The 19,122-nt window shown below is 41.8% G+C and carries 14 protein-coding genes; 10 read left to right on the top strand and 4 right to left on the bottom strand.

Features of this window, described 5'->3' with window-relative positions:
* Nucleotides 1–43 precede the first annotated feature (43 nt).
* From JFU56_RS06010 to JFU56_RS06000, 3 genes are all read right to left on the bottom strand, one after another.
* Nucleotides 44–880 (bottom strand): patatin family protein, encoded by an 837-nt coding sequence (locus tag JFU56_RS06010; RefSeq protein ID WP_198436353.1) that lies wholly within the window; start codon nucleotides 878–880, stop codon nucleotides 44–46.
* Nucleotides 881–1,214: 334 nt separating this feature from the next.
* Nucleotides 1,215–2,219, bottom strand: a complete 1,005-nt coding sequence (locus JFU56_RS06005) for an alpha/beta fold hydrolase (protein WP_198436444.1) — start codon at nucleotides 2,217–2,219, stop codon at nucleotides 1,215–1,217.
* A 93-nt stretch (nucleotides 2,220–2,312) separates the two neighbouring features.
* Nucleotides 2,313–4,112 (bottom strand): IucA/IucC family siderophore biosynthesis protein, encoded by a 1,800-nt coding sequence (locus JFU56_RS06000; RefSeq protein ID WP_198436352.1) that lies wholly within the window; start codon nucleotides 4,110–4,112, stop codon nucleotides 2,313–2,315.
* A 118-nt stretch (nucleotides 4,113–4,230) separates the two neighbouring features.
* Here JFU56_RS06000 and JFU56_RS05995 point away from each other — a divergent pair, with 118 nt between their 5' ends.
* The 8 genes from JFU56_RS05995 to JFU56_RS05960 are packed head-to-tail and all read left to right on the top strand — an operon-like array spanning nucleotide 4,231 to nucleotide 16,476.
* Nucleotides 4,231–5,523 carry an MFS transporter gene (locus JFU56_RS05995; RefSeq protein WP_198436351.1) on the top strand — a complete coding sequence of 431 codons (1,293 nt, stop codon included), beginning with the start codon at nucleotides 4,231–4,233 and terminating at the stop codon, nucleotides 5,521–5,523.
* Between the two features lie 39 nt (nucleotides 5,524–5,562).
* Nucleotides 5,563–7,803 (top strand): TonB-dependent receptor, encoded by a 2,241-nt coding sequence (locus JFU56_RS05990; protein WP_198436350.1) that lies wholly within the window; start codon nucleotides 5,563–5,565, stop codon nucleotides 7,801–7,803.
* Between the two features lie 20 nt (nucleotides 7,804–7,823).
* Nucleotides 7,824–8,621 carry an ABC transporter ATP-binding protein gene (locus JFU56_RS05985; protein ID WP_242065879.1) on the top strand — a complete coding sequence of 266 codons (798 nt, stop codon included), beginning with the start codon at nucleotides 7,824–7,826 and terminating at the stop codon, nucleotides 8,619–8,621.
* Nucleotides 8,621–9,619 carry an iron-siderophore ABC transporter substrate-binding protein gene (locus tag JFU56_RS05980; protein ID WP_198436349.1) on the top strand — a complete coding sequence of 333 codons (999 nt, stop codon included), beginning with the start codon at nucleotides 8,621–8,623 and terminating at the stop codon, nucleotides 9,617–9,619. The genes JFU56_RS05985 and JFU56_RS05980 overlap by 1 nt, the downstream gene beginning before the upstream one ends.
* Nucleotides 9,609–11,630 carry an iron ABC transporter permease gene (locus JFU56_RS05975; protein WP_198436348.1) on the top strand — a complete coding sequence of 674 codons (2,022 nt, stop codon included), beginning with the start codon at nucleotides 9,609–9,611 and terminating at the stop codon, nucleotides 11,628–11,630. The genes JFU56_RS05980 and JFU56_RS05975 overlap by 11 nt, the downstream gene beginning before the upstream one ends.
* A gap of 4 nt (nucleotides 11,631–11,634) precedes the next feature.
* Nucleotides 11,635–12,249: a nitroreductase gene (locus JFU56_RS05970; RefSeq protein WP_198436347.1), complete on the top strand. Its 615-nt coding sequence runs from the start codon at nucleotides 11,635–11,637 to the stop codon at nucleotides 12,247–12,249.
* Nucleotides 12,239–15,040 (top strand): GNAT family N-acetyltransferase, encoded by a 2,802-nt coding sequence (locus JFU56_RS05965; protein WP_198436346.1) that lies wholly within the window; start codon nucleotides 12,239–12,241, stop codon nucleotides 15,038–15,040. The genes JFU56_RS05970 and JFU56_RS05965 overlap by 11 nt, the downstream gene beginning before the upstream one ends.
* An 8-nt stretch (nucleotides 15,041–15,048) precedes the next feature.
* Nucleotides 15,049–16,476 (top strand): lysine N(6)-hydroxylase/L-ornithine N(5)-oxygenase family protein, encoded by a 1,428-nt coding sequence (locus tag JFU56_RS05960; protein WP_242065878.1) that lies wholly within the window; start codon nucleotides 15,049–15,051, stop codon nucleotides 16,474–16,476.
* Between the two features lie 168 nt (nucleotides 16,477–16,644).
* Here JFU56_RS05960 and suhB read toward each other — a convergent pair whose 3' ends face one another.
* Nucleotides 16,645–17,448 carry an inositol-1-monophosphatase gene (suhB, locus tag JFU56_RS05955; protein WP_198436345.1) on the bottom strand — a complete coding sequence of 268 codons (804 nt, stop codon included), beginning with the start codon at nucleotides 17,446–17,448 and terminating at the stop codon, nucleotides 16,645–16,647.
* A 278-nt stretch (nucleotides 17,449–17,726) separates the two neighbouring features.
* Here suhB and trmJ point away from each other — a divergent pair, with 278 nt between their 5' ends.
* Nucleotides 17,727–18,443 carry a tRNA (cytosine(32)/uridine(32)-2'-O)-methyltransferase TrmJ gene (gene trmJ / locus JFU56_RS05950; protein ID WP_198436344.1) on the top strand — a complete coding sequence of 239 codons (717 nt, stop codon included), beginning with the start codon at nucleotides 17,727–17,729 and terminating at the stop codon, nucleotides 18,441–18,443.
* 122 nt (nucleotides 18,444–18,565) lie between these two features.
* The gene (locus tag JFU56_RS05945) at nucleotides 18,566–19,039 is read left to right on the top strand and encodes a Fe-S cluster assembly transcription factor (RefSeq protein ID WP_026032150.1); all 474 of its coding nucleotides are present in this window, start codon (nucleotides 18,566–18,568) and stop codon (nucleotides 19,037–19,039) included.
* Nucleotides 19,040–19,122: the final 83 nt, after the last annotated feature.

The following is a 19,122-nucleotide window of genomic DNA, read 5'->3' as shown; positions in this document are numbered from 1 at the left end:
CCATTTTTATGACTGCTATTTAATATCGAATGCTCTATAAGGCCTAGTGACGTTGCAGAAATAAATTTGCTGCTTTTATCCCCGCACTATAATCATCTTCTAGGGTAGAAACTTCACGGGTCAATGTTGGCGTTTGTAATTCTTCGTCTGGCGCTATCTCGATAATGTTAATGCCTGCTGGTGGATTACGCATAAACTCACACGTGTTGTTATATTCATTACTGTAATTATCAAGTAATTTGGTGAGTACTGTGTCGTGTCGAACCCAGTACGTGAGTACGCGTTCCAGTAGTGATAACTTCTCTTTCCATTCTCTCGTTCTAGTCCTGATCACAATAATATGATTAGCGCCTAAATCCACCGCTTTCTTTACTGGGATAGGGTCGACGAGTCCGCCATCTATATGCACATCATCACCAAGCTTGATGCCAGGGCGAAAGACAATCGGTAAAGCACATGACGCTATTATTTGTTGAAACCAACGACTCGGATCTGCGTGTTGGTAACTGGCTTGGCCTTTTAATTTGTTACAACAGGTGATCACAAAAGGTCGGGAGTTTAAACGTCGTTTTGCTTGAATGAGATCAATTGGATCATGTAAGGATAATACATCATGTAATTCACTCAGCTCCAGTGCGTTACCACCCTTGATAAAGCGACTCCAATCGACAAAGGTGTCTGACTTAGCCAAGCGGTTAATAAGGCGAACTGAATATTTCTTTTGTCCTGCGATAAAGGCAGATAAGTTTAACGTGCCAGCAGAACTGCCAATAAACAGATCAAAAGGATCATAACCATGGTCTAAAAAAGTATCTAAAACTCCAGCTGTAAATACGCTACGCATACCACCGCCTTCTACAACAAGTGCTATTTTCGTCATAGTAACCTCAATATATTCACTTGCCTCAACCGCCAAGGACTTATTACAAGGGGTATAACAAGCCTAGAGTAAATTACAGTATTTGGTAGTACGAATAAGCTATGCTCGTTATTTACAGGTTAGAAGGTATAGCTCGTGTTATAAGTATCGGGCAGGGCTATTACAGGCCTCTTACAGATTTATTATAGAACGATGACAAGTACAGAACTATGACGGGAAGGTTAAGCAAGGTTGGCGTTGTGATGGCAAAAATGGCCGTGACCTGACCACCTTATCAGATAGATAGAAATAGTGGAGGTTGAAAGGTTATCTCCACTATTTCTGTTCAGGGGCGTTACTTTAGATTAATAAAAGTAAGTGCGTCCTGTAGAGTTTGCTGTGGGATCTCTTCCATCGGTACATGACCTGCATCGGGGTAGGTGATCAAGGTTGACCCTGAAATGTTTGTTAGCCACTGTTCGCTTAATGCTGCAGGAACCCAAATATCTTTCTCGCCCCACATCAGTAATGTCGGTGCTGTGATCGAGGCAAAATTTAGCGGTTCTTGCTTACTATTTTTTTCATCTAACATGGCAATGGTATTAGCATAAGCTTGCTTCGCGCCAGGGCGTAATGACAGATGGATATAACGATCCATGTTGGCTTTGGTGATCCGTTCTTGATCGCCATAAACGTCTTTAACACCCATCGCGACAATGAAAGGCGGGAACACATTAGCAGCAAGGCTGTTGATCCCTGGCATACTGGCTAAGCTCAAAATAAAAGGTAAATCTTGCGGTGCACCAGCGGGATCAATTAAGATCAACTTTTTCACTTTATCGGGATTATTCGCCGCATAGTGAGCGGAAATATAACCGCCTAATGAATTACCGGCTAAAATGAAATCATCAAGTTGTAGTTGGCTAATAAATTGGGAAAATGAATCATGTAACAAATCTTCAGAAAAATCACCTGGATTTTTAGGGCCGCCAGTTAAACCAAACCCCGGTACATCAAGACTAATGATCCGGTATTCATTTGCAAGACCAGTGTTCCACTCTTCCCAAGTATGCAGTGAGGATAAAATACCGTGTATTAATACAATCGGCTGGCCATTTGGATCACCTTCATCACGATAATGAATACGCATGCCATTAACATCCATCCATTGCGATTCTTCATTGGCATACAAACGATTTAGATCTTCAATTGGCATCTCGCCAACGCCCCATACGCTACTGACTGTAGGACTTGCTGCTACAGCGTCTTGCATACTCGAACATCCTGTTAAATTGAGGCTAGCTGTCACGGTTAGGGCGACTGCTAAAGGTAATATTTTCGCTCGTCTAAAGGTCATCATCACTGTTTCATCCTTGAAATCTGGCAGGCTCTGCATTGAGAGTAATGGCGTAGCATAAATCAGTTAATTTTAAACTGATGCCTAATTTATTGGCTAAATGTGATTAAGTGGTGCTTGATCACTAAATAAAGGATTATCGATCGCAGTACCGAGTTCTGGTAATAAACGTTCGCTGGTATCTTGATAACCGACTTTAAAGCGCACTCGGTTAATGCAAATTCTTTCCATTGTTGGTGCCAGTAAATCAAATAATTTAAAGCGAGACTTTAAGTGTGGGAATTGTGCTTGATAGTGTCTGATTCTCGTGTTGAGAAGTTGGTAGAAATCACGCTCGCTATAGTCCATTTCAGCTTGTAAATAAGGTGAAACAAAACGTAAAACAGTCACGAAGTGGCCGGTATATAAGTCGTGAAGTAGATAATTAGCAGGTAACCGAGTGAGCGCTTGTTTTATATGTGTTGGAAAAACAGCTAACTCGTCAAACTCTTGATCAATAAGCCGTAAATCACCATGGAAATCTTTAATCGCTAGACCGGTTGGAATATTATTTTCAAATATTATCGTTAGATTCTGGCCATGAGATACTAACGCGATTCCGTATTGACACATGAGGTGATAGAGCGGAATAACAGTGCAATCAAACAGTTTCGTCAACCACGTTTGTACATCGAGTTGACTGTCTTTGATGTAAGTGGCAATGAGGCTCTTACCTTGATTGTCAGTTTGCATTAACGCTGCAGCGAGTTTGTCTTGTTGGCCTGGTTGTAATAACGCCGCAGGGCTTTGACGAAAGATAACACCGAGCATTTCGTTATAACGATAAGGGGAATTCGTAACGTCTTCTTGTAGTGGCTGCGGTACATGGATACCAGCCCATTCTTGTAGCACATGTAAGTTAGATTGAGTTAAAAAAGTATCCTCTTGGCATAGCTGATTAATTGTTTTTGATAACAGAGCGCCTGAGGTGATGTATTTACCCGGAATACCACGATAGCAGGAGGTATTTAAAATGGTGATCGGTAATTTAATGTCATTTTTAGTCGGAGATGTGAGGTTTGATAGTGTTCTAATTGATTGTTGTGCTTGATAAATATCGCCTGTCACACCTAAATCAATAATGTCTTTTCTCGCAAACAAAGCAGTGAATTGTGGCACAATAAATTGACTAAATTGCCAAGGGTGAACTGGAATAAGCCAATATTCTTCTGGGTTAATGCCTTGCTGAGTTAAATCGGCTAGAAGTTGATTTTTATCTTCAATCGGCATCAATTGCGCCAATAATAATGCTTGTGTATTCACTTGAACCGGGGACATGGCTGCATTACCTGATATGGGTAATTCTATACCTGTTTGAGTCATAGATTTGCTAATGGCCACATAATGTAATTGAAATGATTTAGCGGCTTCAGGTGCATAGCGGGCGAGTTCATTAACCCCCCATCCGAGTCTTCCTTTGTTTGCGATTGCTTTTGGATGGCCTTTCAATACAGCTTGCAAAGCAATGCCTGATAATGCCGTTAATTGGCTAAGGGAATAGCTGTTTCGATGCTGGTGGGAGATAAGGTCTGCGTATAATGTTTGCTGTATTTCCTCAATTAAATTACCCACAATTATGCCGTCCAGTTTAATGGCGTTGGCAATATCTTTGATTAACATTGCACTCGGTATGTTCGCTATACCATTACGAGTCATGGTGCTTGGGTCGACAATAATGTTCTGCCAAATATGCTGTTGTGCGACAAATATCCAAGTGATGCCATCCACTTCCCACATCCAATTATTCGTGCCTAGCTGTTCGGGAAAGATCACTTCTTCATAATGTAATTCACTGATGATTTTGGCATTCAATTCATTGTTTATATTCGTCCATTGTTTACTGCATATGTTGGTCATTTGTAAATCCATTGTTTTTAATTATGAGTGAATTGTATAATAATCTTAGTGACAATGATTCTCATTTGCAATAGTATGTTTGCGAAATGTGAAAGTTTGAACTAAGGGATTAAGTGAGATGAAAGTCATTGTCGGTTTATCATGTTGGGTATTAGGGGCATTGCAAGGCGCAATTCTTATCCTTGTACCTGTGATGATGGAACAAGGTGAAGTGACCGCATGGATGATCGCAATCCCTTTGGCGTTAGGTACATTTATCTTTGTTGTTGGTTCGGGTTATTGGGGGCGATGGCTAGATCGCTGTGTTGCCAATCAACGCCCACTGAGCTTGATTCTAACGCTGATATTATTTGGTTTTACACTATCTCAATTAAGCTTTTTATCTTTACTCGAAAGTAACCAATTAACTGGGACAAACTTAATCATAGGTTTGTGTTTGAGTCGCGTTTTACACGGTATGTTTTGCAGTGGCGTTATACCGACCGCGCAATTATGGTTAGCACAAAAAGATAAGCAGGGTGAGAAACTTATTTGGGTAACGATATCAACGAATATGGGGAGGATTACTGCGCCATTACTGACATTTGTACCGCTTGATGTCACTTATTTTAGTTTGTGGTTTGTATTGTTCATCACATTATTAGCTTGTATATCTTGTTGTTTTCTTATGTGTTACCAGCGTAATAATAAACAATTTAACTTCTTATCTTCTCCTAAATATCGATTAGAAGATGATAATGAGGCCGCTGCATATCCTACAACAGCTCCGACAATAGCTCCTACACCTAATACGGCTGCGGTAACAACGAATAAGATCGCTCGACTTGGTTATACGGTTATTATGACTGCTTTTTTAATCACGCTATTCTCATCTCAATTACAATTTAGCTTAGGCCCAATACTCAGTACTAATGGCGTCTTGACCGCTCTTCAAGCCAGTGCAATGACGGCGCAACTACTCTTATCTGCCAGTATCAGTGCACTATTTTCATTATTCGTTTTATATAAATTACTGATCCGTTCAACACCTCTTTTTTTGAGCTTTATTACGCTGTCTTTTGCTCTTGGCACTGTGTTGTTGGTATTGGATATACAGCTCATGTTGAGTGTCATTTTGATCAGTTCAGCACTTGCAATGGCGCCTGTTTGGTACACGGCGACGGCAATGGGCAGTACTGAGACGCGAAAAGCGCGAGTATCCGCCTCTATTTCACAGGCCCATACATTGGGTAATGCGTTTGGTGCCTTGCTCGCGGGATTATTACTGACTTGGAATAGTGGTTACTTATTCCTTGGTTTTGCCATTCTGACGGTGCTGATTGTGTTGGGGTGGTTACGCCTCTATCGACAATCAACACCGCTTAATAATGCTGTCGTGAACTTGCCTCGACAGTCTGTCATCGAAAAATAAAAATAAAAATAAAACAACTCTTAATAAATGGAATTAATAATGAAACTTGCTAAGTCAACGACAACCAAATTTGTACTTAACCCTATTCTCACGGCAATGCTAGGGTTATCTGTTTCCCTCAGTGCTCAGGCTGCGGTGAGTAGTGCAGATCAAGATGAAAGTATGACGGTGGTAACAGCAAACCGTAGTACTCAGAGTATCAGTGATATTGCGGCTACTGTCATGGTTATTGAAGGAGAACAAATTGCTGAACAGGCTAAATCGGGTGTGGATTTTAAAGCGCTATTGGCGAATCTGATCCCCAGCCTAGATGTTGGCAGTCAATCGCGTACTAATGCCGGTCAAAATATGCGTGGCCGTAGCACATTGGTGATGATTGATGGTATCTCATTAAACTCGTCTCGTGGCATTAGTCGTCAATTTGACTCAATTAACCCGTTTAATATTGCCCGTATTGAAGTGATTTCTGGCGCCTCGGCTATGTATGGCGGTGGTAGTACTGGTGGTATTATTAATATCATCACTAAAAAAGGCCGCGATGCGTACGGCGTTAGTGAAACATGGATAAGCGCTAAATCAGGGCTTAACAGTAGTGAAGACTTAGAATATCAAATAGCACAAGCCATTTCGATGGATAATGGCACTACAGATGCTCGTTTAGCTATCTCTTATAACCAGACCGGTGGCAGCTATGATGCTAATGGTGACATGGTATTGCAAGATGTGGCACAAACTGGTTCTCAGTATGTTACCCAAATCGATATTATGGGTAATGTAGGTTATAACCTTTCTGATACCAAGCGTATTGAGCTGATGGCGCAGTATTACGATAGTGGTCAAGACAGTGATTACGGTATTGATTATGGAGCTAATTATTCTAATTATTATGGTACTGATGAGGTTGCAATGGTTGAAGGTTATGACCTTGACGACCAAGCACAAACAGTAAGGTATTTGTTAACTGCTGATTACCTAGATAGTAATTTTTACAATCAAACTATGAATTTACAGCTTTTCTACCGTGCTGAATCAATGCGGTTTAACGCATTTCCTACTGTTCAAAAAGCCCCATATTTTGCTTATTCTACAATAAGTGCTTCTGAGCAAAATACACAAATTATCGGCTCAAAATTAGTGTTCACTGCTCAGCCTACCGATGCATTTAATTTAGTGTATGGTGTTGATGCTGAATTTGAGCAGTTCGAGGCAACACAGACCTATTATGATTTTGCCACGGCTGCTGGTTCTAATGGCTTGATAATGACATCTGTCGGTGAAACGGGCCGTTACCCTGATATTGAAAGTACTTATATTTCTGCATTCTTACAAGGTGATTATAATGCTACTGCATCATTAAACCTGCATGCAGGTATCCGTCATCAATATGCGCATATTAAAGTCGGTGACTTTGTTGGGGCAACACAGCAGGGTTACGAGTTACTTGGTTTTGGGACGGGCTATGAGACCATTGAAGGAGGTAGTAGTGATTACAGTAACACCTTGTTTAATACAGGCGCGCTTTATAAATTAAATGAAGATCAACAAGTATGGCTTAATCTATCTCAAGGCTTTGAAATTCCTGATGCGTCTAAATATTATGGTAAAGGCAATTACGCTTCCCTTGGTCTAGGTACAACATTAGAAAGTAGCGTTAATGTTTCTGATAGTCCACTAGAAGGTATTAAAACAAATTCAGTCGAATTAGGTTGGCGCTTAAATTCCGAGTCAGTGTCTACGCAATTCGCTGCTTATTATTCGCTGTCGGATAAATCCATATTCCTTGATAAGACAGATTACTCAATTGATGTGATTGATAGCGATGTACGTATTTATGGTTTAGAAGCGAAATTGGATTATTACCTTAGCCAAGGCTTTAGCCTAGGTGGTAACTTCAATTATATTATCAGCGAAACAAAAGTTGATGGGGAATGGAAAAATGTATCGATTCAGAGTGCCAGCCCATCAAAAGCAGGCGCCTATATCAATTGGCAGACAGACAAGTTCAGCACTCGTCTACAAAGTACGCAAATGTTTGATTACACAGATGCTGCTGATTATAAACTAGAAGGTTATAACACAGTTGATCTATTGATGGGTATTCGTGTACCAGTGGGTAAGCTGCAATTTGGTATCACTAACTTACTCAACACTGAATACGATACGTTATGGGGACAACGAGCAACTAATCTTTATACTGCATCTTCTGGTGCAAATGAAAACCTGTTTAAGTTCCAAGGTCAAGGCCGTACTTATTCTGCTAACTACAGTGTTGAGTTCTAACATTGGCCCCATTGTTAACTGTGAATAAATTAACTTGCCGTTTAGGCGGCAAGTTAATCCTCAAGGATATTAGCTGCGAATTTTTAAAAGGTAAAATTACCGCCTTAGTTGGTCCCAATGGCTCAGGTAAAAGTACCTTATTAAACATTATCGCAGGGCTCACTTCAGCCGAAGAGGGTGAAGTATTACTTGAAGGAAAGGGAATAAAGCAGTATTCCCGTGCTGATATAGCGTTGCGTATCGCAATGCTCCCGCAACGTCATGCCGTGCCTGTCGGCTTGACGGTGGCTGATCTAGTTGAGTTTGGTCGTCATCCACACCGTCGTTGGTTCGCGCCACTCTCAGCAGAAGATAAAGAAAGAATGCACTGGGCGATGGTTGAAGCTGGTGTACTTGAGTTTGCTGATCTTGCTATTGAAACCTTATCGGGTGGTGAGGCGCAGCGTTGTTGGTTAGCGATGGTGCTGGCACAAGATACTGACATTGTGTTATTGGATGAACCTACCTCTTGGCTTGATATCGCGCATCAAATCGAACTCTTACACATAGTACAACGCTTAAACCAAGATTACGGTAAAACCATTATTTGGGTATTACACGATCTTAATCATGCGCAGCAATTTAGCCATCAAGCCATCATGCTACAACAAGGCGAAGTTGTTGCGAGTGGATGCGTTGATGATGTCTTCACTGCAGAGCGTATCAGTGATGTTTACCAAACGCCAATCACGCGTGTGCAAGTGAATGATCAGACCTTGCTGTGGCCCTGCATTAAAACGGTTAATGATGAACCGTTACTTAAGCAGCAGGTCGTGTAATGAAAAGCACAATGAAAAGTACATTGAGACGGCTGCAAGTAACAAAAGAGCTTATGTTCGTTGCTATGACACTATTACCAATGACAGCGTTGGCTAATGATATTAATGCGCAGGTGTTCACTGCATTAGCTCAACCCTTACCATTGACTGGATTAACGCAGACTTACCAACAGCAGCCTAAAGTGGTTGCACTTAATTGGAGTGCGGCTGAAATGCTACTGTCGTTAGGGATACAACCGCAAGCGGTGACATCTCGTAACGGCTATCGTAAGTGGCAGTCTAACTCTCCAGCCTTACCTGCTGATGTTGTTGATGTCGGTAATCGCGCGTTTCCGAGCTTCCCCTTATTGATGCAACTACAGCCGGATTTGATCGTCGGTTACCCGTTTCGCCATGCGCGTATAAGTGATGATCTTAACCGCATTGCACCGACGTTGTTGCTACAGCAGTTTGGGCGTGTAGAGCAACCGCAATACCGCTATATGCAGCAAATGCGAAGTAATTATTTAACCTTGGCAAAGCAGCTCGGCAAGGTTGAGTTAGCTCAAACGCAACTTGATGATATGGATGTTGAGTTAGCACGGCTTAAACAACAAGTTATCGAGGCTGGATTAGCGGGTAAAAAAGTCGCATATGGCAAGTTTGTCGGTATGGGGTATGGATTACGGGTATTTTCGACTCAGAGTTTAGCAGCTTCGGTTGTTAATGACCTCGGCTTGAATTATGCGTGGGACACGCACCTACCGGGTAAAGACTTCACCCATTTACAGCTTGAACAAATTCAATTGCTTGAAGATACAGCACTGATCTTGGTGAAAGAAACACAATCAAAAGGTGAACGTATGACGTTATCACCTTTGTGGGATCAGCACGCGTTTGTTCAAAATAATGATATTTATTATGTGCCTGCGCTATGGAGCTTTGGCGGTCCTGTTTCTGTGATCCGTATGGCTAGAGCGTTCACTGCAGCGTTATTGGAGGGATCGAATGTTAGTTAATACAAATAATAAAACGCAAAGTAGCTCGGTTGCAGACCCCTTACAACCAAAGACAGCATCAAAAGTATTTTCAACATTACTATTAACGACTCTGTTGGTATTCGTTCTACTGTCGGTTGGTGCTTATGTACTTGGTACCTACGCGGTTGGTAGTTACATGCTTGCTCCGAGTATGGATTTGTTTGATAGCTATCAACAAACGTATGTATTTCAACTCTTATTACCGACATTATTAATTGCGGTATTAAGTGGTGCCTTATTGGCGCAATCTGGCACGGTAGTACAAGTGACCTTAGGTAATGACTTTGCATCACCTTCAACGATTGGTATCAGCTCTGGTGCATTATTAGGTGCAATGTTAGTTAACTTATTTATTCCTGACCCGAGTATTTGGATGGTATGGATCGCTGCGTTTGTGGCAGCAGTGATGATAGCTGGACTTATCCTGACCTTATCGCAAGTGATTGGTGGTGGTAAGTTACAGCTTATTTTAATCGGTATGGCGATGAGCTTGGCTGTTGGCGCGGTATCGTCTGCCATTATGCTTTATGCAGAACAGCGCATGGACGGTTTATTCCTTTGGGGCAGTGGCAACATTAGCCAAAGTGATGGTGATTTAGCGGGTATTATTTTAACGCCTGCATTGCTGTTATTACTCTTACCTTTATTGTGTCATCGCCATCTCGATATGTTGAGTATGGGTGATGAAATGGCCAATATGGCGGGTTTAAAAGTAAATCGTTGGCGAGTAGGGCTATTAATGTTGGCGGTATTACAAGCCTCTTTAGTCACCGCGATGGTGGGGGTATTAGGCTTTATTGGTTTAATGGCTCCGCATATGGCGAAGTTACTTGGCCATTATCGACATCGTGAAAAACTGCTATTCGCGAGCCTGATTGGCGCATTGTTGGTTATCTTTGCTGAATTATTCTCTCGGTCTATGCCATTAGCGGGTTATCGCTTACCCACTGGTGTGCTAACGGTGTTACTTGGTACACCTTTCTTCTTATACCTGTTGATGCGTAAGCAAGGCCTAGCTGGCATGGTGATGCAAGAAGCAGGCTTTGGCTTAGCATCGCTTATTCAGTTACCTAAATGGCTAGCACTGTCTTTACCTGCGATCGCGCTGACACTGACTATTGCTTATTTCTGGCCGAGTGCTGATGGTGAGTACTTTACTCAATGGCGCATTGTCGTTGCGGTATTTTCTGGTTTTGGCTTGGGCGTTGCGGGTTGTACATTACAAGCACTGTTTCGTAATCCAATGGCGAGTCCTGACATTTCAGGTGCGACATCAGCGTCGGTTCTCTGCATTATTTTAGCCCTGCAAGTCTGGCCTGATGCATCCCGTTTGTTGCTGTTTGTCTGTGCGTTAGTCGGTGCTGCAATCGTGGTCACTATTTTATTCATTGCGATGCGCTATCAATTCACCGTATCTCAACTCGCGCTCTTAGGTATTGCGATATCAGCTTGGTGCGGCACTGTTGCATCGATGGTCTTAACCTTTGGAGCGGGCGCAGCATCGGTCACGGTATTATGGTTGACGGGAACGACTTATGGCGCAGATAGCCAAATAGGCGTGCTGCTACTTGCCATTACAATTCCTTGTTGTTTATTACTGTTTACGTTTTCGCGCCATCTTGATTTATTCACGCTCGGTGAAACGTGGGGGCATAACTTAGGCCAGCCGTTATTAAAACTTCGCATGCTGATCTTACTGCTGGTGGTATTAATTACTGCCGCAGCCGTAGCCTCTGTTGGTGCTATTGCGTTTGTTGGATTGCTCTCTCCACATTTATTACGGTTATGTGGGCAAACTCGCCATTGGGTATTACTGCTGGGTAGTGGGGCGATTGGTGCTTGGCTGTTAGTGCTTGCTGACGGGCTGGGTCGAACTCTGATTGCTCCCTTTGAAATCGCCAGTGGCATCTTAGTGTCAATTATTGGCGGCCTCTATTTTATTTGTTTGATTTTACTTGGTTATAAAAGGCCTCGGTTTAAAAGGAGTTAGTATCATGCCTGTTTTAGATTTTATTTATCAACGTAGTTCTTGTCATGTTCATGAAATGTGCCAGCCTGCGCCTGATAATGTGCAGTTGAAACGTATCTTTCAAGCGGTGATGAGTGCACCTGACCACGGTAATCTAAGGCCTTGGCATTTAGTTGTTGTGGCTAATGAACAGGTGCCGAGTATGTGCGAATTGATGTGTGAAGCTTGGTTAGAAGATGGCGGTGATATCGACCCGGCTAAGGTGCGTCGACTGACTAATTACCTTGGCGATGCGCCTATGGTGGTTGTGGTGTCGGCGAATATAACGAGTCCGCATGCGGTCTCACGTCGTGATCAAGTTTTATCCGCAGCGGCGGCCTGTCAAAATATTTTATTAGCGGCTGAACAACAAGACATTGCGGCCGTTTGGTATAGCACTGATGCCGCAGAGTTACCGCGTGTGCAACAATTATTTGGCTTAACTCAACAGCAAGAACCGGTGGCGTTTATTATGCTGGGCACTAAAAAATCAGCGCGTGTTAAGCCTCGTGGGGAAGTGGATAAACATTGTTATCAATGGCAGGGCGATGGCAAATTAACACCGCTATTTACGACAGAGGAGAATGACGATGCAGTATAGTTATAGCCAGAGGTTATCATTAGATGCCTTTCTAAATGCGTTATTGAATGAGTGGACTGATTACGACATTACCGATCATGAAATATGTATAGCGATGACCGCAGGCAAACTGGTGTTGCCGTTATTACAGCGCTCCGCGGTGCAACGTTTTCAATTTAATTACCCGGCTAAGTTTCGTGATTTACAAGGTCATGTCGATACCGATATCGCTTATGCGGACGTGATTGAATTGATTTGTCAGCATCACGAAATTACCGGTGACTTTAGCCAAACGCAATTATTGGGATTTAAACAGGAAGTGTTTACTAGCCAAAGTCATATTGAAAATGTATTGGCGGCACGAACCACACCGGTCGGTATTGATGGGTTTATTCAAGCGGAGCAGAGTTTACTTGGCGGGCATAATTTACATCCTGCAGGTAAGAGTCACGCAGGATGGACGGCTGAAGAATCTAAACTGTATAGCCCTGATTACGCCAATAGTTTTGCGTTGCAGTGGTACTTTGTTGCGCCGAGTTTATTAACCGGTAATAGCCATGGCGAATCGTTCTCAGAATTACTCTTACAAACCTACCAAGATACATTTAATAGCAAGGTATTCCCGAGTGCTATCCCTGATGGTTACTTGGCTTTTCCAATGCATCCCCATCAAGTGAAAGTGCTGCGTGATAATACCAGTATGCAGCAATATTTTGCTGATGGATTAATTATTGAATGTGCCGATAGTGGGCAAGGTAAAACATGGCACCCAACGTCATCAACGCGGGCGTTATGGCAACAAGATAGCCGTTGGATGCTGAAGTTTTCACTTGCGGTGAAGTTAACAAACTCTGTGCGTCACTTGTCGGTAAAAGAATTAGAGCGTGGCGTATTGTTCAGTCAGGTTAGTGAAGAACTGGCTGGGGCTGAGTTATGGCAACGTTTCCCAACGTTCTCGGTACTGCAAGAACCAGCCTGGAGTGGGCTAAAAGATCTTAACGGAGAGGTGATAGTCGATAGCTTATTCTGCTGGCGTGAAAATTGTTTCCCGACAGGCAAAGAGTCGAGTATGGTGTTGGCTACATTGACTCAAACGAAGGAGGATGGCGGTAATTTTATTCAAGACTTAATCGCCGAGTTTGCGACGCATCAGTCATTGTCGTATCGCGATGCTAGCTTGATTTGGTTCGAACAATTTTTAGAACAAGTCATAAAACCCATCTGTGTCGCGCGTAGTGATTATGGACTGATATTACTTGCCCACCAACAAAACATCTTAGTTGATTTTGATAATGGTCTGCCTTGCGGTGTCAAATTCAGAGATTGCCAGGGAACAGGCTTTACTGAAACGGCGATTACTCGTTTTCCGTTGTTACAAGAAAATGCCCCAGAATATTTCATGAAAAATGCAGATGTGAATTCGTATTTTAGCTATTACCTTATTGTTAACTCGCTGAATAGTGTGATTGCCGCATTACAATCAAAAGTGCCGTCAGTTGAGAACCAGCATATAGATAGCACAGCATCACTTGAGCAACTTGTGCAGATGTCACAACACCTTTGGCGTAAGCTAGCGCAGCATAGTTTTTATGATCGCTCATTCTATGATTACCTGTTAAGCAGTGACAGTTTGACGATAAAAAGTAACTTTTTTTGTTTCTTGTCTGCGCAAAATGAAACTGAAATTTCGGACCCAAGTAAAATTTATGTTCGCTACCCAAATCTATTTAAATTTGCAGCGAAGGAAGGCGTTAACAGCGTTTTCAAACCTTTATTCAAGCCACAATCCGATAGTGGGCATATCAGTAAAACCGGTAGCCAGCTGGTATTTGAAACCATCGGAGCTCATTTCACGGTAAAAAGCTGTTTAAGCCAATGGGCATTTACCTATGATGATGGTTTTAATGCAGATTTAAGAACTGAAGTCAGAGCTGAGGTCGAAACAGAAGTGAGGGGATCGCTGAGTACTTTAGATCAGACGCAGTGGTTTAATATTCTTGAGCATGCTTTTGCTGGCATGGACGTTAACCGTAAAACCATTATTATCAAGCAGCAATTATGGTTAGCAATGACAACAGCGCAAATACCCTCGTGGGCTGAAACCGTTTGTGATGATGTGCATATTCAGCGTGCTGCGTTTTATCAATACGCCAATATGTGGTCAAAAATACAGGCTTGCGATAAAGCCGACGCGCCATTACTGATATCAGCTGAAGGTGTTGAATACCCAGAGCGTCAACCGCAACCAGAAGGCATTTGGTATCAACAATACGTTTATGATCTTGGTCGTGTGATTAGTTTTAAATGTGCAGACCTGCAATTAGATTTAACCACATTTAGTCACTGGCATAATCGTCCTGAAGTAAGTCGTATGTGGGAACTCGCAGGCAGTAAACACTCGCATTTACAGTACCTCGAAAAGCAAACCGCAGATCCTCATAGCATGGCGGTCATCGGCTATGTTGATGGCGTGGCATTCGGGTATTTAGAGGTGTATTGGACACCTGAAGATCGTCTCGGTATTTATTATGATTGCCAGCATTATGATCGTGGTGTGCATATGCTGGTGGGTAATCCATTGTTCTTAGGCGGACGTTATTTTGTGAATTGGGCGCGTTGTTTACAGCACGCGATTTATACCGATGAACAGCGTACCGGGCATGTATTGGGTGAACCTCGTGCTGATAATAAACATGTCGCGAAGATCGCCAGTAAAGTCGGGTTAGAAAAGTTAAAAGAGTTCGATTTCCCGCATAAAAGAGCAGCGCTACTGTGTAGTGCACGGAATGATTTTTTTGAGCGTATTATTTAAGGATGAACATGATGGAAAAGTTAACAGATATTATCGGTATAGGTGTTGGTCCTTTCAATTTAAGTATCGCTGCGCTATTAGAGCAGACACCCAGTTTAACAAGTTGCTTTTTAGAGCATAAAAAATCATTTATTTGGCATGAAGGTTTGATGTTGCCAAGTACGTATATGCAAACGTCTTATTTAAAAGATCTTGTTACGGCTGTTGCACCTGAAAGTCCATACAGTTTTATTGCTTATTTGGTGCGAAACAAAAAGTTTTACCGTTTCTTAAATACAGAGCAAAAAACCATTACTCGCGCAGAGTTCTCTGATTATTTATCTTGGGTATCCAAACAGTTAAATAATGTGAATTTTTCGCAGACGGTAGAGGATATAAATTTTGTTGGTGATCGATTTGTGATCACAACCAATCAAGCCCAATATCAAGCGAAACATATTTGCTTAGGGACAGGGAAGACGCCTTACATCCCTGAAGAGATAAAGCCTTACTTGGGCGATAACTGTTTCCATGCCAGTGAAATAGGTTTACGTAATATAGATTTAACCGGCAAACGCGTGGTGCTTGTTGGCGGCGGACAAACGGGTGCAGATGTATTCTTAAATGCATTACGTGGAAATTGGGGACAGCCTGCCCAGTTAGATTGGGTGTCGAGACGCGCCAATTTCCAAGCATTAGATGAGGCGGCATTTAGCAATGAATACTTTATGCCACGCTATGTCGAACAATTTTACCATTTAAATGAAACGGTTAAACAACAAGAAATTAGAGCGCAGAAATTAACGAGTGACGGTATCACCAGCGAAGCATTGTTGGCTATTTATCAGGAATTATATGATAAGTTTGAAGTGCAAAAACAACGTAAGTGGGTTCGTCTATTACCGCATCGAACTGTACATTCTATGACGACATCGACAGTTTGTGGGGGTAGTAGCTTTAACTTGAGAGCGGATAATAACTTAACAGGTCAGCAGGAAGATTATTCTGCAACTGTGGTTATCCTGGCAACGGGGTTTGAATCAAAAATACCTGATTGCATTAAATCATTGAGCCCTTTGCTTGAGCTATCTGAGGATGGTTTGTTACAACTAGACCCTAACTTTAGAGTTAAATGGACTGGTGGTGAAGATAATCACATTTATGCGGTTAATGCTGGGCTAGATAGTCACGGTATTGCGGATCCCCAGTTGAGCTTAATGGCGTGGCGCTCAGCTAAAATAATTAATGATTTATTACCGGAACCTGCATTTGACCTAGCTGAAAATGAACATGTGATCCAATGGACAAATGATGTTGAAGAGGAGGGGGGAGCTGTAAATCGCTTAGCGGTCGATAGTTTAAAAGTGAATAGTTTAAATGTTGATAACTCCAAGGAATATAGTGCAGAGCAATATGATAAAGAAGAAACAAAAGACCAAGTATTATCCATGGTTTAACTTAGATTATAATCATGATAGCGAGAATTAAAATCAAGATAAAATAAAAATTAAGCTAAATAAAAAGGCCCAGTACTTATAATAAGTACTGGGCCTTTTTTATTTCATGCTACTTAATCTCATCTTAATAACCTAGCGTATTCACGCTACGATTTAATTAAAGTTAAGTTATTTAGCTAAAGATTCAGTCAGGTTAGGACGGATCTTAGCAAGCATTTCTTTAAGTACACGTGGAGATGCAGCTACTGAGTTACCAGATTTGAAGAAATCATGGCCGCCAGCGAAATCAGTTACGATAGCGCCTGACTCAGTTGCGATTAAGTTACCCGCTGCAGTTTCCCAAGGTTTTTGACCCATGCTCCAGAAACCGTCGATACGACCAGCTGCTAGGTAAGCAAGGTTAAGTGCAGGACAACCAGCAGCACGTACATCAGCACATTCAGTAAATAATGAACTAAAGATGTTCATGTAAGTATCTTGTTGATGCTTCATGTTGTGTGGGAAGCCTGTTGCTAAAACAGTACCAGATAAATCTTTAGCTGAGCCAGTACGTAAACGGAAACCGTTTAATTGAGCGCCTTTACCACGACAAGCAGAGAAGATTTCATCACCGATAGCATCAAAGATAACTGCAACTTCAGATTTACCTTTAACGTGTAAAGCAACTGAGATTGCGAAGTGTGGAATACCTTTAATAAAGTTAGTGTGACCGTTTAGTGGGTCAATAATCCACTGGTAGTCAGTATCTGTACCAGAAATAGCACCGCTGTCTTTAGCGATGATAGTATGCTCTGGGTAAGCTTTTTTAATTGTAGCGATAATAGCTGCTTCAGCTTCTTTTTCTACGTTAGTCACAAAATCATTTGTGCCTTTTTGCTCAATCTTAGTTTTACTAGGATCGCCATAAGCTTTTACGATTACATTGCCTGCGTCACGCGCAGCACGGATCGCTATTGTTAGCATCGGATGCATACTATTACCACCAAATTTTTGAAAGAACGGGAATTAGGGCGCGGAGTATACCCAACTTAACGTAAAGATCCAAAGTAATTTTCATAACTTTTTACACCTTATTTTAATTCTTAGTATATTTTTACGTTTTCACTGCTGCTTATTGCATCTGCACTGGGTTAATTGTGGTAGAATCCGCGACCAGTAAATTAACAATTCCAATAATAGTCTAACCCTTGCCTTAAACGACCTGTTTAATTAGCTTGTTTGACTGTTATGCATCTTTTTAGGTATTTATTATGTTAGCAAACGTAAAAGTTGTATTAGTCGGTACATCTCACCCTGGTAATATTGGTTCAGCAGCTCGCGCAATGAAAACTATGGGATTAACACAGTTGGTGTTAGTTGCACCGTTATGTGAAATTGATGAAAAATCAGTGGCACTGGCTGCCGGTGCAGCAGATGTATTAGAAAATGCAACGATTGTCGATACCTTAGAAGAGGCCGTGGAAAACTGTGGTTTAGTGATTGGTACTAGCGCGCGTTCACGTACGTTACAGTGGCCAATGCTTGATTCACGTGAAGCGGGCTTAAAGCTCATCGAAGAAGTACCTAACTACCCTGTAGCATTGGTATTTGGTCGTGAACGTATTGGTTTAACCAATGATGAACTACAAAAATGTACTTATCATGTATGCGTATCTGCAAATCCAGAATACAGCTCATTAAACCTCGCAATGGCAGTGCAGATTTTAACATACGAAACACGCATGGCTTACCTCGCGACAAATACGTTCCCTGAACAAGATAATCCGTATCCAAAGCAAGCGGAGCTAGAAATGTTCCATACGCATCTTGAAGAGACGTTATGGGATTCTGGTTTTATCAATAAAGCCCATCCGGGTGTGGTGATGAATCGTTTACGTCGATTATTCACTCGTGCACGTCCAGAAACTGTAGAGTTGAATATTCTCCGTGGTGCCTTGGTTTCTATCCAGCGTAACCTTAAAAAATAAAGTCATCAGCCCCGTCTCTTTAATGGCTAAAACGTAATACCTGAGTAAATTAGTCAGGTATATACTTGACCATTTAAGTCGGGTATGTAACCATAACCTTAAATAACAGTTTAGAGGTTGCTATGCGATTGACATCGAAGGGACGTTACGCCGTTACAGCTATGATTGATCTTGCATTGCACGCAGAAATTAAACCTGTGCCATTAGCTGAAATATCAGAGCGACAAAGTATTTCATTGTCGTATCTGGAGCAGTTATTCTCTCGATTACGTCGAAAGAACTTGGTTGCAAGTGCACGAGGACCTGGTGGTGGCTATAAGTTAGGCATGTTACCTGGACTTATTTCTGTCGGTATGATCATTGATGCTGTTGATGAGAATGTAAAAGCGACCAAATGTGATTCTTCAGGCGGTTGTAATGATGGGAAACGCTGTTTAACGCATTCACTTTGGGATGATTTAAGTGAGCGAATCAGTGATTTTCTTGATAATATATCGCTGGCTGATCTGATGGCAAATAATGAAATAAAGCAGATCGTCAATGAGCAAGATAACGACCGTCAAATGTTAAATAAGATTGATGTAAACATTATCTGATTATAACGGTCTAAAAACATAATCGAATCAAAATTATAATTATAAGATATAAACACCGTTAGTTGCCTAACCGTGTTGTATGG

The organism is Moritella sp. F3 (assembly GCF_015082335.1).
GTDB lineage: Bacteria > Pseudomonadota > Gammaproteobacteria > Enterobacterales > Moritellaceae > Moritella.
This window is presented reverse-complemented; position numbering and strand designations above follow the sequence as displayed.